The 13,154-nt window shown below is 64.2% G+C and carries 16 protein-coding genes; 5 read left to right on the top strand and 11 right to left on the bottom strand.

Annotated features, from left to right (window positions below; all coding sequences use genetic code 11):
* Nucleotides 1–25: 25 nt before the first annotated feature.
* Nucleotides 26–1,003, top strand: a complete 978-nt coding sequence (gene trxB / locus J3454_RS03475; RefSeq protein ID WP_349512358.1) for a thioredoxin-disulfide reductase — start codon at nt 26–28, stop codon at nt 1,001–1,003.
* Nucleotides 1,004–1,022: 19 nt separating this feature from the next.
* Here the strand turns inward: trxB and J3454_RS03470 are convergent, their stop codons facing one another.
* The 8 genes from J3454_RS03470 to J3454_RS03435 all read right to left on the bottom strand — a co-directional run bounded on the left by J3454_RS03470 (nt 1,023) and on the right by J3454_RS03435 (nt 6,346).
* On the bottom strand, nt 1,023–1,451 hold the full coding sequence (locus tag J3454_RS03470; protein ID WP_349512357.1) for an MAPEG family protein: 429 nt from the start codon (nt 1,449–1,451) through the stop codon (nt 1,023–1,025).
* A 10-nt stretch (nt 1,452–1,461) separates the two neighbouring features.
* Nucleotides 1,462–1,914, bottom strand: coding sequence for an MAPEG family protein (locus J3454_RS03465; protein WP_349512356.1), 453 nt, complete (start codon nt 1,912–1,914; stop codon nt 1,462–1,464).
* Nucleotides 1,915–2,020: 106 nt separating this feature from the next.
* Nucleotides 2,021–2,401 (bottom strand): copper resistance protein CopC, encoded by a 381-nt coding sequence (locus J3454_RS03460; RefSeq protein ID WP_349512355.1) that lies wholly within the window; start codon nt 2,399–2,401, stop codon nt 2,021–2,023.
* A gap of 18 nt (nt 2,402–2,419) precedes the next feature.
* Entirely contained in the window at nt 2,420–3,352 is a 933-nt protein-coding gene (locus J3454_RS03455; protein ID WP_349512354.1) for a copper resistance protein B, read from the bottom strand.
* Entirely contained in the window at nt 3,349–5,076 is a 1,728-nt protein-coding gene (locus J3454_RS03450) for a copper resistance system multicopper oxidase (RefSeq protein WP_349512353.1), read from the bottom strand. Before J3454_RS03450 ends, J3454_RS03455 begins: the two co-directional genes overlap by 4 nt.
* A gap of 6 nt (nt 5,077–5,082) precedes the next feature.
* Entirely contained in the window at nt 5,083–5,655 is a 573-nt protein-coding gene (locus J3454_RS03445) for an RNA polymerase sigma factor (protein ID WP_349512352.1), read from the bottom strand.
* A complete protein-coding gene (locus tag J3454_RS03440) occupies nt 5,652–6,089 on the bottom strand; it encodes a Spy/CpxP family protein refolding chaperone (protein ID WP_349512351.1) in 438 nt (145 codons plus the stop codon). The genes J3454_RS03445 and J3454_RS03440 overlap by 4 nt, the downstream gene beginning before the upstream one ends.
* The gene (locus J3454_RS03435; protein WP_349512350.1) at nt 6,086–6,346 is read right to left on the bottom strand and encodes a hypothetical protein; all 261 of its coding nucleotides are present in this window, start codon (nt 6,344–6,346) and stop codon (nt 6,086–6,088) included. Before J3454_RS03435 ends, J3454_RS03440 begins: the two co-directional genes overlap by 4 nt.
* Nucleotides 6,347–6,555: 209 nt before the next feature.
* Here J3454_RS03435 and J3454_RS03430 point away from each other — a divergent pair, with 209 nt between their 5' ends.
* The gene (locus tag J3454_RS03430) at nt 6,556–7,302 is read left to right on the top strand and encodes a MauE/DoxX family redox-associated membrane protein (protein ID WP_349512349.1); all 747 of its coding nucleotides are present in this window, start codon (nt 6,556–6,558) and stop codon (nt 7,300–7,302) included.
* Here J3454_RS03430 and J3454_RS03425 read toward each other — a convergent pair.
* The 3 genes from J3454_RS03425 to J3454_RS03415 form a co-directional block, all read right to left on the bottom strand.
* The gene (locus J3454_RS03425; RefSeq protein WP_349512348.1) at nt 7,299–7,943 is read right to left on the bottom strand and encodes a class I SAM-dependent methyltransferase; all 645 of its coding nucleotides are present in this window, start codon (nt 7,941–7,943) and stop codon (nt 7,299–7,301) included. The genes J3454_RS03430 and J3454_RS03425 overlap by 4 nt on opposite strands.
* Entirely contained in the window at nt 7,943–9,157 is a 1,215-nt protein-coding gene (locus J3454_RS03420; protein WP_349512347.1) for a BtaA family protein, read from the bottom strand. The genes J3454_RS03425 and J3454_RS03420 overlap by 1 nt, the downstream gene beginning before the upstream one ends.
* A 77-nt stretch (nt 9,158–9,234) precedes the next feature.
* Nucleotides 9,235–10,185, bottom strand: a complete 951-nt coding sequence (locus tag J3454_RS03415; protein ID WP_349512346.1) for a threonine ammonia-lyase — start codon at nt 10,183–10,185, stop codon at nt 9,235–9,237.
* Nucleotides 10,186–10,414: 229 nt separating this feature from the next.
* Between J3454_RS03415 and J3454_RS03410 the strand changes: the two genes are divergently transcribed.
* From J3454_RS03410 to J3454_RS03400, 3 genes are read left to right on the top strand one after another with little or no spacing between them, the layout of a single operon-like run.
* Nucleotides 10,415–11,641, top strand: a complete 1,227-nt coding sequence (locus J3454_RS03410; protein WP_349512345.1) for a saccharopine dehydrogenase family protein — start codon at nt 10,415–10,417, stop codon at nt 11,639–11,641.
* A 4-nt stretch (nt 11,642–11,645) separates the two neighbouring features.
* The gene (locus tag J3454_RS03405) at nt 11,646–12,170 is read left to right on the top strand and encodes an O-acetyl-ADP-ribose deacetylase (protein WP_349512344.1); all 525 of its coding nucleotides are present in this window, start codon (nt 11,646–11,648) and stop codon (nt 12,168–12,170) included.
* A complete protein-coding gene (locus tag J3454_RS03400) occupies nt 12,171–13,154 on the top strand; it encodes a peptidyl-alpha-hydroxyglycine alpha-amidating lyase family protein (RefSeq protein ID WP_349512343.1) in 984 nt (327 codons plus the stop codon).

Here is a 13,154-nt window from a genome sequence, read left to right as displayed (position 1 = left end):
TGACATTCAACAGAGGCGCTTCATCATGGCCACCCATCACACCAAGATGCTGATCATCGGCTCCGGCCCGGCAGGCTATTCCGCTGCGATTTACGCCGCGCGCGCGATGCTGGAGCCAATTGTAGTGCAGGGCCTCCAGCCCGGCGGGCAACTGACCATCACCACGGATGTCGAGAATTACCCCGGTTACCGCGATGTGGTGCAGGGCCCGTGGCTGATGCAGGAGATGCAGGCGCAGGCCGAACATGTCGGCACGCGGATGATCTGGGACACCATCGTCTCGGTCGATCTGGAAAGCGGCCCGCCGTTCCGCGCCATCGGCGACAGCGGCGATGAATATATCGGCGAGACTCTGGTGATCTGCACCGGCGCGCAGGCGAAATGGCTGGGCGCTCCGGGCGAGATGGAGCTTGGCGGCAAGGGCGTTTCGGCCTGCGCCACCTGCGACGGGTTTTTCTATCGCGGCAAGAAGGTGGCGGTGATCGGTGGCGGGAACACGGCCGTGGAAGAGGCGCTGTACCTCACCAACCATTCCGATGACGTCACCCTGATCCACCGCCGCGACAGCCTCCGGGCCGAGAAGATCCTGCAGGAACGGCTGTTCAACAATCCCAAGATCACGGTGCTGTGGAACAAGGCGGTCGAAAGCTTCGAGGCGGGCGAGAACGGAATGCTCCACCATCTCGCACTGACAGATACGGCAACGGGCGAGGCATCGACCATCGAGGTCGACGGCGCGTTTGTCGCCATCGGCCACGCGCCCGCGACCGAATTGTTCAAGGGCAAGCTGCCGATGGATGATAGCGGTTATCTGCTGACCGAACCCGGCACGCCCAAGACAGTGATCCCCGGCGTGTTCGCGGCCGGTGACGTGACCGACCATGTCTACCGGCAGGCGGTAACGGCTGCGGGAATGGGCTGCATGGCTGCGCTTGACGGCGAGCGTTTCCTTGCCGCGCGCGCCCACAGCGCGGTTGCCGAACAGGCCGAAGCGGCGGAGTGATCCGCCGCTTCGGGCGTTGCTAGAACACTGCAATGGCCGCGTGCAGGATCAGCGCCATCAGCACCAGCGATGACAGAGCGTAGAGCGCAAACCGGATGATCACCCGATTGATCGTTGCCTGCACAAGGCTGTGCGCGACCCGCAACCCCACATAAGCCCAGGCGAGCATGGTGTTGAACCCGTCGCCCTGTCCGATGATCGCCAGCACGATCGCGACGGCATAGAACAGCGTAGGTGCCTCGTGCAGGTGGTTGTAATTGTCTGCCTTCCAGCTGACATTGTCGGGCAGCTTGGCCCGCAGGCTTGCCCCTTCACCGCCGACGAGGTTCTTGGCGTCGATCCCGGCCTTGTTCATCGCCGGGATGCGGGTGGCATACATCCACAGCCACATCACCATCGTCCACGCCAGCAGCACGACGACGGGTTGCAGGATATCCATTCCGATCATGATTGTGTCCTTATGCGGGAAGCGCGGAAGGGTCTGCCAGCAGCGTCGCGATGACCGCGCGCAACGCCAGTACGATCAGTGCAATTGTGCTCGCGAGAAACAGAGTGAAGCGCACCGGTATGGTGTTGACGAGGTTCTGCCACAGCGAATGCACGATCCGCAGGGCGACATAGACCCACGCCAGTACCACATCGATCGCGTCCGGGCCCATCACGGCAAGGATCAGCACGGTCGCATAGAACAGCGTCGGCTGTTCGTGCAGATGCGTGTGGTTATGCGCTGGCCAATTGGCCTTATCGGGGATCAACCCTTCCAGATCATTGCCGCGCATTCCCTTTTTGGTCAGCCCGGATTTGTCGGATAGCTTTGCAACCGCACCGAACCGCGACGGAATGATCCAGAACATGACGATGAGCGTCCACACCACCAGCACGGCGGCGGGCGCGAGCATTTGCGCTTGCATCGATTGGTCCCCTGTCGATTGCGTCCCCCGCTTACCTGCGAGAGGCGCGAAGGATTGTCAAATGCAACCTATCTCGGTTGGAGAACCCAAGCGGTGGCAGCAGCCATCAACCCACGTCAAAGCCGACAGCGCCGCTCATTGAATGGCCGTCGGCGGCGGCGGCCTGCCAGCGCACTTCGTAAGTGCCTGCGGGCAGGGGCTTGCGCAATATCAGGGTCATGATCTGGCCGTCATCCGACCAACTGGCGGTGAAATTGCGGATCACCATTTCGCCGTGGTTTGCCATGCCGGGCATCGCCGTCATGACGATGCTGGCGGCGGCAGTTGAAGCAACGACCGGCTGGCTGAAGGTCAGCGCGATCTTGCGCGGAGCCTTCGCCTGTGTCCCGGCAGCCGGAGTCGACGCTGTCAGCTCGACATGGGCGAGCAGCGCGGAGGGGACGCCCGCCGAAAGGGCCAGAGCGGCAAAAAACGCAGTGATACGCATGGTGTCTCCTTCTTTGTTTCAGAACCAGAACCGGATGCCGGCAACAAGGCTGGTGGTGGAAGGGTCTTCGCCGCGCGCCCTTGCTAGGGTGGCGCTGCGTCCGGTGCGCCACGCCTGTTCGAGGCCGATATAGGGCGCGAATTCGCGCGCGATTTCGTAACGCAGCCGCGCGCCGACCTCGATTTCGTCAATCCCGGCGCCGATGCCGAGGTCGGGAACATCCTGCGCGGAAAGGTTCGCTTCGACGCGCGGCTGCAGGATCAGGCGCTGGGTGATGCGCTGGTCGATTTCGGCTTCGACGCGTGCGGTAATGTCTCCGCGATGCGAGATGAACAGGGCGGTGTCGACTTCGAACATATAGGGCGCGATGCCCTGCACCCCGATCACCGCATGGGTGGTGTCTGGCCCGGCAATGTCATGGCGGATGCCCGCCTGCACGTCCCAGAACGGCGCAAACGCCTTGGCGTAGAGCGCCTGCACCTCGGCGTCCTCGGGGTTCTCACCGAATGCGCCTTCGCCTTCGCTCTTGAACCACAGTCGCTCGGTCGGGCCGCCGTAATAGCCTTGGATGTCCCACAGGTAGAGGTTGTCGCCCTCGCGCACCTGTGCTTCCAGCCGGTCCCCTTGCAACCAGAATACCGGGAAATCGCCGTGCGTGCGGCGCAGATCCTCACGTGAGGCCTGCATGGCGTCAGCGCCCCAGATCGCATCGGCAGCGCGCGGCGGGCCGCTGCCAGCGTCGGGCGGGGGCGGAGTTTCCATCGTCGGGCCGGGAGAGATCGAAGTACGCGAGGCGGGCTTTTCCGGTTCGGCCATGTCGTGCCCGGCCATGTCATGTCCGGCTTGCTCGTCCTGCGGCGCAGGCGGCGCATGATGCCGATGCGGGTCGTGATCCTGCGCCGTCAGCGGTGATGCCGCCAGCATCAGCGCGACCGAAAGCACAGCCCTCACTGGCCGCCCTCCGGGCCCATGACCGTCACGGTTTGCATCATCCCGCCATGCATGTGGTAGAGCAGGTGGCAGTGAAACGCCCAGTCGCCCGGCTCGTTGGCGGTGAGATCGAACTGCGCGCTCGCGCCCGGCTGCACGATCACAACGTTCTTGCGCGGCTGGTGGGCGGACGTCTGGCCGTTGACCAGTTCGAAGAACATGCCGTGCAGGTGGATCGGGTGCGCCATCATGGTGTTGTTGACGAGCTTGACCCGGACGCGCTCGTTCCAGGCAAAGCGGATCGGCACGTCGCTGACAGCGGAATACATCTGGCCGTCGAACGACCACATATAGCGTTCCATGTTGCCGGTGAGGTGGAGTTCGAGCAGGCGCGAGGGTGCGCGGGTGTCGCGGTTCGGCTCCAGCGCGGTGAGCATCCGGTAGTTGAGAACGCGGTGATCGACATCGCGCAGGCCGATGCCGGGATCGCCCAGCTTGTCGACCGGGGCCATCGAGACCATGTCGATCCCGGGCCCGACCTTCACGTCGGGCGGTAGCAGCAAGGTATCGCGCATGGACATACCGTCCATGGAATGCCCAGCACCCATATCGCCCCCGACATCGCCATGGTTCATCCCCATATCGCCCATGTCGAGCAGCGGCGGATCGCGTAGCGGCGGGATCGGCGCACGCGCGCCCGGACGGCTTGCCAGCGTCGCCAGAGCCATGCCCGAACGGTCCATGCTTTCCGCAACGATAGTATAGGCCTCCGCCGCGCCCGGCTCGATGATCACGTCGTAGATTTCGGCCGTGCCGATCTGCAATTCGTCGACCTCGACCGGGCGCACGTTCTGGCCGTCGGCGGCAATTACCGTCATCGGCAGGCCGGGGATGCGCAGGTTGAAGAAGGTCATCGCCGAGCCGTTGATGACACGCAGCCGCACGCGCTCGCCGGGTTTGAACAGATATTCCAGCCCCTCCTTCGGTCCGCGGCCATTGGCGAGATAGGTGTAGGTGGAACCCGTCACATCGGCGATATCGGTCGCAGGCATCCGCATCTCGGCCCACATCCGGCGGTCTTCTGCGGTGAGCGGGTAATCATCGGCCCAGCTGGTCTGCTGGTAGTTGAAATAGCCTTCGCCTTTGCGCAAGCGATCCATGATGAAGTGCGGGTGGTGCGGGGTAAACTCGCTCAGAAGCAGGATGTAGTCGCGGTCGTAATCCGCCGGTTCATCGCCCGCCGGGTCGATGATCAGCGGGCCGTAATGGCCCTGCTGTTCCTGCAAACCGGAATGGCTGTGATACCAGTATGTCCCCGCTTGCCGCACAGGGAATTCGTAGGCGAAGGTCTGGCCCGGCAGGATTCCAGGAAAGCTGATTCCTGGCACCCCGTCCATATGGAACGGCAGCAGCAGACCGTGCCAGTGGATCGAGGTGTCCTCGGCGAGATGGTTGGTGACGTTGAGGCGGACGTTCTGCCCTTCCTTCAGCCGCACCAGCGGGCCGGGCACCGAGCCGTTCACCGCGATACCGTGTCCCTTGCTGCCCTGCACCATGCGCGGGCCGTGGCCCACCGACAGGTCGATTACTTCGCCGCTGACTTCGTCGAATCCGACCTTAATTGGTGCGCCGCCGCGTTGGTGGTGAACGCTGTGGCCTTGCGCCCAGGCAGGCATGGCGGCGAGCGCCGACGCGGCGCCTGCACCCATCATCATGTGGCGGCGGGACAAGTGAATAGGGGTCATGCAAAACTATACGCGGGCAATCGGATCATCCCTGAGAACAGCGCCAAGTTTCTGCCGCGCACGATAAAGCCGGGTTTCCACCGCCTTTTCGGTGATGCCCAGCGCAAGCGCTGTCTCTGACTGACTCATCTCTTCCAATGTGCGGAGCAGCAGCACGTCCTTGAGATTGGCGGGCAGGGCGGCAACCGCAAGCGCCGTTGCGGCAAGCGCATCGCGCTGCTGTGCCACCTCATCCGGCAGAGGCGCATCGTCGCGGATCCAGTCGGCCGCGTTTTCGGGCACCGCCAGCTTCAGGAATCGCCGCACCTTCTGGCGTCGCATCCAGTCGCGCGCCTTGTTCAGTGCGATCGTCGCAAGCCACGATCGCAGTGGCCGGGCCGGATCATATCGCTTCAGCGCGTCGAAGGCGGAAAGGAAGGTTTCCTGCACGATGTCCAGGGCTTCGTCCGCGTCGCCGGTGGCGCTGCGGGCGAGCCGATAGATTGCGTCGCGGTGCCGCTCCACCAACGCCCGCTGCGCCTGAGCGTCACCGGCCAGCGCGCGAGTGACGAGCGCAGCGTCTTCGTCCGGGGGGCTCACCGGGCTGGAGCTGTGAGCGCCTTGTCGACCACCGCATCGAACCGCGGTTGCTGATCGGGCCTCAGGATCGCCCGCATGGCGAAAACGTGTTCCAACGTTGCTTTCTGCACCGCGCCCATCGAGTGGTGCGTGGCATCGACCGCTTCCGATACGCGCGGGCCATAGACATGCTCGGCAGCGATCGCTTCGGCAAGGCGGGCATTATCGGCCTTTAGCCGCGCTTCAAGCGTGGCGCGGCGCCTGGCGAAGTCGGCTTCCAGCACCTCAAGCTGCTGTTCCTGCGCGGGATCCAGATCAAGCTCGTCATGCATGAAGGCATGAAGTGCCGCACCACTATCGGGCAGGGCGGGATCGAACATCCGTGCGGCGAACACGCCTGCGCCTGCCGCAAGGAACGCGATCAGTGCGATCACGGCGATCCGGCGCAGGCTCATCCGCGGCTCAGTGCAATCAGAGGGGTCAAAGCGACCGGCGGACCGAAGGGCATGGCCGCGCTGCCTTCCTCGCGCCCCGGCGCGATGCCGCTGACCAGCCCGACACCCAACGCGGCGACCAAGGCGAGCCCGGTTGCCAGCCGTGTTTCACGCTGTTCGCGCAAGGCCCGGTCGGCGATCGCCGCTCCGTCGATCTTTACAAGGTCCGGGTGTACGGCGGCAGCCCCCAGCAGCAACACGCGATCATCGATATCCATCACCTGCCTCCTGTCTTCCCATGCATACGCCTGCGCGCGGCAAACCCCTCATCCCGCGCCGCGCATGCCGTCCCGTCCCGCCGCGCAGGCCTGCATCATTTGCTCCCGTGCGGCGCGCATTATCAGCCGATTGGCGATTTCGCCGCGCAAACCGTGCTATGGTAGGAAGCCTGTATCGGGGGCGACAACAGGCCACAAGGAATGACCGCATGACCGCGCCAGAGAAGACCGCTGCCCTGCACCGCATGGTGATGGGCGATCACATCTGCCCCTACGGGCTCAAGGCAAGGCACCTGCTGCGGCAGAAGGGATATGCGGTCGAGGATCATCACCTCACCTCCCGCGCCGAGACCGACGCGTTCAAGCAGCGGCACGATGTCGCCACCACGCCGCAGACCTTCATCGGCGGGACGCGGATCGGCGGCTATGACGATCTGCGCCGCCACTTCGGAATGCCCGTGGCAGACCCCAAGGCCGCCAGCTATCGCCCTGTCGCCGCGCTGTTCGCCATGACCGCGCTGATGGCGATGGCGACCGGCATCGCTGCCGATGGCGAGGTGCTGACCATCCGCGTGGCCGAATGGTTCATCGCCTTCAGCATGTGCGTGCTGGCGCTGCTGAAGCTCCAGAATGTCGAGCGGTTCGCCACGATGTTCCTCAATTACGATCTGCTGGCGCAGCGCTGGGTGCCTTACGCGACCATCTATCCCTTCGCTGAGGGGCTCGCCGGGGTGCTGATGGTGGCAGGCGTGCTGCATTGGGTGTCGATCCCGGTCGCGCTGTTCATCGGCAGCATCGGCGCGGTATCGGTGTTCAAGGCGGTCTATATCGACCGGCGCGAGCTGAAATGCGCCTGCGTTGGCGGTGACAGCAATGTGCCGCTGGGCTTCGTGTCGCTGACCGAGAACCTGATGATGATCGCCATGGCGCTGTGGATGTTCTCGACCTCCATCTAACCCGCCCGCAGCACGTGCAACTGGAAATAGCCCAGCCCGCCGCGTTTGCTCGTCAGCGTCAAGCCGTGCTCGCTCGCCAGCCGCGCTGCGACCTGCGGAAGGGTGTTGCGTGCGGCGACGTGGAATTTTGCCAGCCAAGCGTGCAGCAGCCGCCGCAGCGGTCCGGGCAGACCGCCGAGGTCGCCGAAATCGACCACGTGCAATTCGCCGCCGGGGCCAAGATGGCGCGCTGCGTGCGCAAAGGCACCTTCCCAGTCGGGGATCATCGATAGCGAATAGGACAGCACCACGCGTTCGAACGCGGGCTCTCCCAGCAGCGCGGGCGCATCGAAGGCGCAGGCATCGCCTTCTACCAGCCGCGCCTCGGCCCCCAGGGTTGCGCGCGCGTTCTTGAGCATTTCGGTCGAGATATCGAGGCCGTACAACTTTACCCCCGGCCACGCCTTGCCGATCTTGGCAAGGTTGCGGCCCGTCCCGCAGGCGATTTCCAGCACCCGCATTCCCGGCTGCGCATCCAGCCCCGCGATCAGCGTATCCCGCCCGAACAGGTAGTATTTGCGGGTAAAATCATAGATATGCCGCTGCCCGCGATAGATCTCGTCCATCAATGCGGCGTGGTTGGGGCGGGGGGCGGAAGCCATCACGCCCGCTCGTACACGTGGACGCCGCCATAGATCGACGAACGATCACGGCGGGTGCAATCGGCGGACACTTCCTCGAGGTAGCTCCACTTGCCGAAGATCGCGTCATCCAGCCGGCCCGGTAGCAGGCTCGGCTCGGCAGCAGTGCGGAACAGCACGCGCGCGCCGGGGCGGCTGGCGCGGGTGATCTTGCTCCACAAATCGTCGAGCTGCGCATTGTTCATCCAGTCCTGCGCATCAAGCAGCACGAAGCGGTCCATGCTCGCCTCCTCGCGCGCACCGATCCAACCCACCATGTTGGCGCGCGTCACATCCAGCCGGTCCACCCGCTCCTTCATCGCCTCCCAGTTGGCGCGCTGCAGATAGGGCGGCAGCGGCGCGCCCTCGGCCCGGCTGTAACCGCGCCCGAAGGCCTGCCAGGCGAAGTAGTTGTCCTTCACCTCGAAATCGCAGGCGAGTTTCTCCAGCCGGCGCCGCAGCACCTCGGCCATGCGTTCGTCACCGGCGAGATGATCGAACTGCGCGGGCGGAATGCCGAGGCCGAACAGCGAGGCGGGCTGATCGGTCAGCCAGCGGATGAACTTCTTCTCGAACACCGGGGCGAGTTCCCGTTCGAACACCTCGCGCTGTTCCTCCAGCGTCTGCGCTTCGAGCACCTTGCCCAGATCGATCTTGTAAAGCCTGGCAAAGACGTGCGCCAAACCGATGAAATTGCCGAGCAATCCCTTCCGGTAAATGCCGCGCGTGAAGTACGAGATGCGCTTGCGCCCGCGGATGTCGCGCTTTTCCCAATAGGCGCGGCTTTCCGGGTCGAGATGCGGGGCGATCATCTCGCGATAGACCGCCGCGTTCTCCTTGTGATCGGCGTGCGCGAAGAAGCGGTGGAAGCGTTCGTAATTGGGCAGGTGGCGAATCGCCGCGATCTTGAGCTTGCCCAGCGCAACATGCGCGTGGTTGAGATCGACTGCGGTTACGCTTTCCGGGTTCGCTGTCAGGTAGGAAAGGGCGTTGCAACTGCCGCTGGCGATGCACATCAGGCGGCTGTCGGGCGTGATGGCCAGCCCTTCCATATCTACCACCGGGTCTTCCCAGATCTGGGCATAGACGAGCCCCTTGAACGCCAGCGCGAACGCCTTGTCGAGCAGCTTGTCGCCAAGCCCCGTGTCCCTGCGGATTACCGCATCCTCGATAATCCGCTTTGCCTGAGTTGCCATGCGACCCCTGTCCTTTACGTAACGTCAGGCTGCGGCCATATGGCCCTTGCGTGTCGGCTATGTGACGCTTTCCACAATCATGCTTCGGCCAGCATCGCGGCATAGGCGGCCGGATCGGCATTGCCGCCGGTCAGCATGATGACGGTATCGCCATCCACCGGCACCTTGCCCGCCAACGCCGCCGCCAGCGCCGCCGCGCCGCCGGGTTCGACCACCAGCCGCAGGTTGGCAAAGGCGAACCGCTGGGCAGTGCGCACTTCGGCATCGGTCACGGCGACACCCGGTTCAGAGCGTCCCTGTAACAATCCGAGGTTGAGCGGCTTGGTCGCATTGGGTTGCAGCGCATCGCAGATAGTCTTCGGCGCATCGGGAGCGGCGTGGATAATCCTCCCGGCTGCAAGCGATTGGCCCACCATGTCCCAGCCGACCGGCTCGACCGGGTGGATAGCGCTTTCCGGTGCGCCCAGTCCGAGGCCCGCAGCCAGCCCGCCGCCGCCGCAGCAAGCGATGATCCGGCTCGGCGCGCGGCCAAGCTGCGCAGTGGCTTCAATCGCGGCGCTGCCTTGCCCTTCGATCACCCACGGATCGCCGAAAGCGTGGACAAGCGTTCCGCCACGCTCCGCAATCAGCCGCGCGGCGACCTCGTCACGATCCTCACCTGGCCGTTCGTACAGCACCACCTCGGCCCCGAGCGCTTTGGTGTTCGCCAGCTTCACCTGCGGCGCATCGCGCGGCATGACGATAGCCGCGCGAATTCCCAGCCGCTTTGCCGCCCACGCCACGCCTTGCGCATGGTTGCCCGATGACACTGCGACCACGCCGCCTGCGCGCTCCGCTTCCGTCAGGTTCACCAGCCGCCACCATGCCCCCCTGATCTTGAACGCGCCGATGGGCTGCAGGTTATCGGCCTTCACCCACGCCTGCACGCCATTGAGCTCGACCGGCAACAGCGGGGAGGGCGGCAGGATGTCGGCGACGGCCTTTGCAGCGGCGATCACGCCTCGGGATGTGGGGATTCGTTCATTCACGGGGCGACAGACCTGTCTGTTGGAGACACATGAGACACTGTCATGAAGCAGAAAACCTGTCCCCGCGCAAAGCCTGTCAGGACGGCGGGGATAGCGGGGCAGGGCGGACGTGGTAACGCATCGGCGCATCCTTGCGCATCACGCCCCTGTAGGAAATGCGGATCATTTGTCCCGTGGGCTGCGTTAGACTAAGCGCAGCGCAAGATTCGCATTACGAAAGGTTCCTGAAATGTCGGCAGCAAAATCCAGAACGGTTCTTGTCATTGGTGCTGGCGGGGTCAGTTCGGTCTGCGTCCACAAGATGGCGTTCAATCCGGATATCTTCCCCGAAATCCATCTCGCCAGCCGCACCAAATCAAAATGCGATGCCATCGCCGCGAGCGTCAAGGAACGCTGCGGGCGCGACGTTGCCACCTACGAAATCGACGCCGAGGAAGTCCCGGCGATGGTCAACCTGATCCGCAAGACCGGCGCGGGCCTGGTGGTCAATCTGGCGCTGCCCTATCAGGATCTGCCGATCATGGATGCCTGCCTCGAAGCGGGCGTCGATTACCTCGACACCGCCAATTACGAGCCCAAGGACGAGGCCAAGTTCGAGTACCACTGGCAGTGGGCCTATCACGACCGTTACAAGGACGCTGGCCTGATGGCGCTGCTGGGGAGCGGCTTCGATCCGGGTGTGACCAGCGTCTTCACCATGTGGCTCAAGAAGCACAAGCTGAAGACCATCCGCCAGCTCGATATTCTCGATTGCAACGGCGGCGACCATGGCCAGCATTTCGCCACCAACTTCAACCCGGAAATCAACATCCGCGAAGTGACCGCCCCGGCGCGCCACTGGGAAGGTGGCGAGTGGGTCGAGACCCCGGCGATGCAGATCAGGACCGAGTTCGATTTCGAAGCGGTCGGCAAAAAGAACGCCTACCTGATGTATCATGAGGAGCTGGAAAGCCTCGCCAGGTTCGTCCCCGAACTGGAGCGCGCCCGGTTCTGGATGACCTTTGGCGATCAGTACATCACCCACCTCACCGTGCTGCAGAATGTCGGAATGACTTCGATCGAGCCGGTCAAGTATCAGGGCAAGGACATCATCCCGCTGCAATTCCTCGCCGCGGTGCTGCCCAAGCCGGAATCACTGGGTGAGACCACCAAGGGCAACACCAATATCGGCGTGATCGCGACCGGTGAGGCGCTGGATGGCAGCGGCGAGAAGACGTTCTACATCAAGAATATCTGCAGCCACGAAGCGGCCTATGAGGAAACCGGCAATCAGGCGGTTTCGTACACCACCGGGGTGCCCGCGATGATCGGCGCAGCAATGATGGTGCAAGGGCATTGGCGCGGCGAGGGCGTGTTCAATATCGAACAGCTGGACCCCGATCCGTTCATGGATATGCTCAACGCACACGGCCTGCCGTGGACGGTCGAGGAGATGGACGGGCCGGTCGGGTTCTGAGGCCTTGCAGCTCGGCACCACCACGATCGAGGTAGTCACCGGCAACATCGTGACCCTTGACTACGACGCCATCGTCAACGCCGCCAATTCGTCGTTGCTGGGCGGGGGCGGGGTGGACGGCGCTATCCACCGTGCGGCCGGACCGGAACTGGTGCACGAGTGCCGCCTGCTCGGCGGGTGCAAGACGGGACAGGCCAAGGTCACCAGGGGTTATCGGTTGCCGGCGCGTCACATCATCCACACGGTCGGCCCCGTCTGGCGCGGCGGTTCGAACGGCGAACCCGAATTGCTGGCAAGCTGCTACCGGGAGTCGCTCACCCGCGCCTGCGAGATCGGCGCAAGGACGATCGGCTTTCCCGCAATTTCGACCGGCATTTACGGCTATCCTGTGGCTGCGGCAGCCGGTGTGGCGGTCGCGACTATTGCCGACGAGGTCCGCGCCCGTCCGGGGAGCTTTGAATTCATTGCGCTGGTCTGTTTCAGTGCCGATTCCGCCGAGGCATTCGAAGCGGCATTGGAGGGGGTTTAGATGTCGAGATCGAAAAAGGCGGGGCTTCTGGTTCCCGCGCTAACCCTGCTGGCATCGACGGCCTGCAGCGAAGCAGCCCCGCGCGAAGACGTGCCCACGCTTGCCGTCGATACCGGTTGGCCCGCCATCCCGGCGGACGCGCCGTTTGGCAATGTCAGCGCGGTCGATCTCGATGCCAACGGCAATATCTACGTCCTCCACCGCGCCGGGCGGGTGTGGGAGGAGCCGTTTCCGACTGCTCCCATCGCCGAGCCGACCGTGTTCAAGTTCGCGCCCGACGGCACGCTGCTCGCGCAGTGGGGGGCAGGGCAGTTCATCATGCCGCATGGCCTCTCCATCGACCCAGATGGCAAGGTGTGGATCACCGATGTGGCGCACGAACAGGTGTTCCGCTTCAGCGCCGATGGCCGCCAAGAACTGGCGATCGGCACGCGCGGCCTCACCGCACAGGATGCCAGCCATTTCGGCCGCCCCGCCGATGTCGCCTTTCTGGGTGCCGGAACGGATGGGCGCGTGCTGGTGGCCGATGGCTACGTCAACACCCGCGTCGCCGAGTTCGACCGCGACGGCGGCTTCATTCGCGACTGGGGCGATTTTGCCATTGCTCACGCGGTCGCCGTGGATGATGCCCGCATCTATGTCGCCGACCGCGAGAATGCGCGCATCCAGATTCACGATCACAGCGGCACGCTGATCGAAAGCCGCGTCTCGCCGGCGGGCAACCACACCTACGCCATGAAGCCGCTGGGCGACGGGCGGTTGCTGGCGCTGGAGGGCCGCGACGGCGCCGACCGCAACGGCGCGATCCTGCGCATCTATGCTGCCGACGGAGCGATCGAGCGCGCCTTCGACATCGGCCTGCCGGGCGATGGTGCCAGCCTTGGCCATGATCTTGCGATCGGGCCGGACGGGCATATCTATGTCGCCGACGTTCCTGCGGGCCGCGTGGTGCGTTTTCAGATACCTGCGAAATCGGACAAGTAG

The organism is Erythrobacter sp. NFXS35 (assembly GCF_040148725.1).
Taxonomy (GTDB): Bacteria; Pseudomonadota; Alphaproteobacteria; order Sphingomonadales; family Sphingomonadaceae; genus Erythrobacter.
The sequence above is the reverse complement of the archived record's forward strand: the minus strand, read 5'-3'. Positions and strand labels throughout refer to the sequence as shown.

Bases quoted from the DNA above. Each gene is read 5' to 3' on its own strand.
- trxB (WP_349512358.1), top strand. From the start codon at position 26: ATGGCCACCCATCACACCAAGATGCTGATCATCGGCTCCGGCCCGGCA.
- J3454_RS03470 (WP_349512357.1), bottom strand. From the start codon at position 1,451: ATGATCGGAATGGATATCCTGCAACCCGTCGTCGTGCTGCTGGCGTGG.
- J3454_RS03465 (WP_349512356.1), bottom strand. From the start codon at position 1,914: ATGCAAGCGCAAATGCTCGCGCCCGCCGCCGTGCTGGTGGTGTGGACG.
- J3454_RS03460 (WP_349512355.1), bottom strand. From the start codon at position 2,401: ATGCGTATCACTGCGTTTTTTGCCGCTCTGGCCCTTTCGGCGGGCGTC.
- J3454_RS03450 (WP_349512353.1), bottom strand. From the start codon at position 5,076: ATGACCCCTATTCACTTGTCCCGCCGCCACATGATGATGGGTGCAGGC.
- J3454_RS03440 (WP_349512351.1), bottom strand. From the start codon at position 6,089: ATGAGCCTGCGCCGGATCGCCGTGATCGCACTGATCGCGTTCCTTGCG.
- J3454_RS03435 (WP_349512350.1), bottom strand. From the start codon at position 6,346: ATGGATATCGATGATCGCGTGTTGCTGCTGGGGGCTGCCGCCGTACAC.
- J3454_RS03430 (WP_349512349.1), top strand. From the start codon at position 6,556: ATGACCGCGCCAGAGAAGACCGCTGCCCTGCACCGCATGGTGATGGGC.
- J3454_RS03425 (WP_349512348.1), bottom strand. From the start codon at position 7,943: ATGGCTTCCGCCCCCCGCCCCAACCACGCCGCATTGATGGACGAGATC.
- J3454_RS03420 (WP_349512347.1), bottom strand. From the start codon at position 9,157: ATGGCAACTCAGGCAAAGCGGATTATCGAGGATGCGGTAATCCGCAGG.
- J3454_RS03410 (WP_349512345.1), top strand. From the start codon at position 10,415: ATGTCGGCAGCAAAATCCAGAACGGTTCTTGTCATTGGTGCTGGCGGG.
- J3454_RS03400 (WP_349512343.1), top strand. From the start codon at position 12,171: ATGTCGAGATCGAAAAAGGCGGGGCTTCTGGTTCCCGCGCTAACCCTG.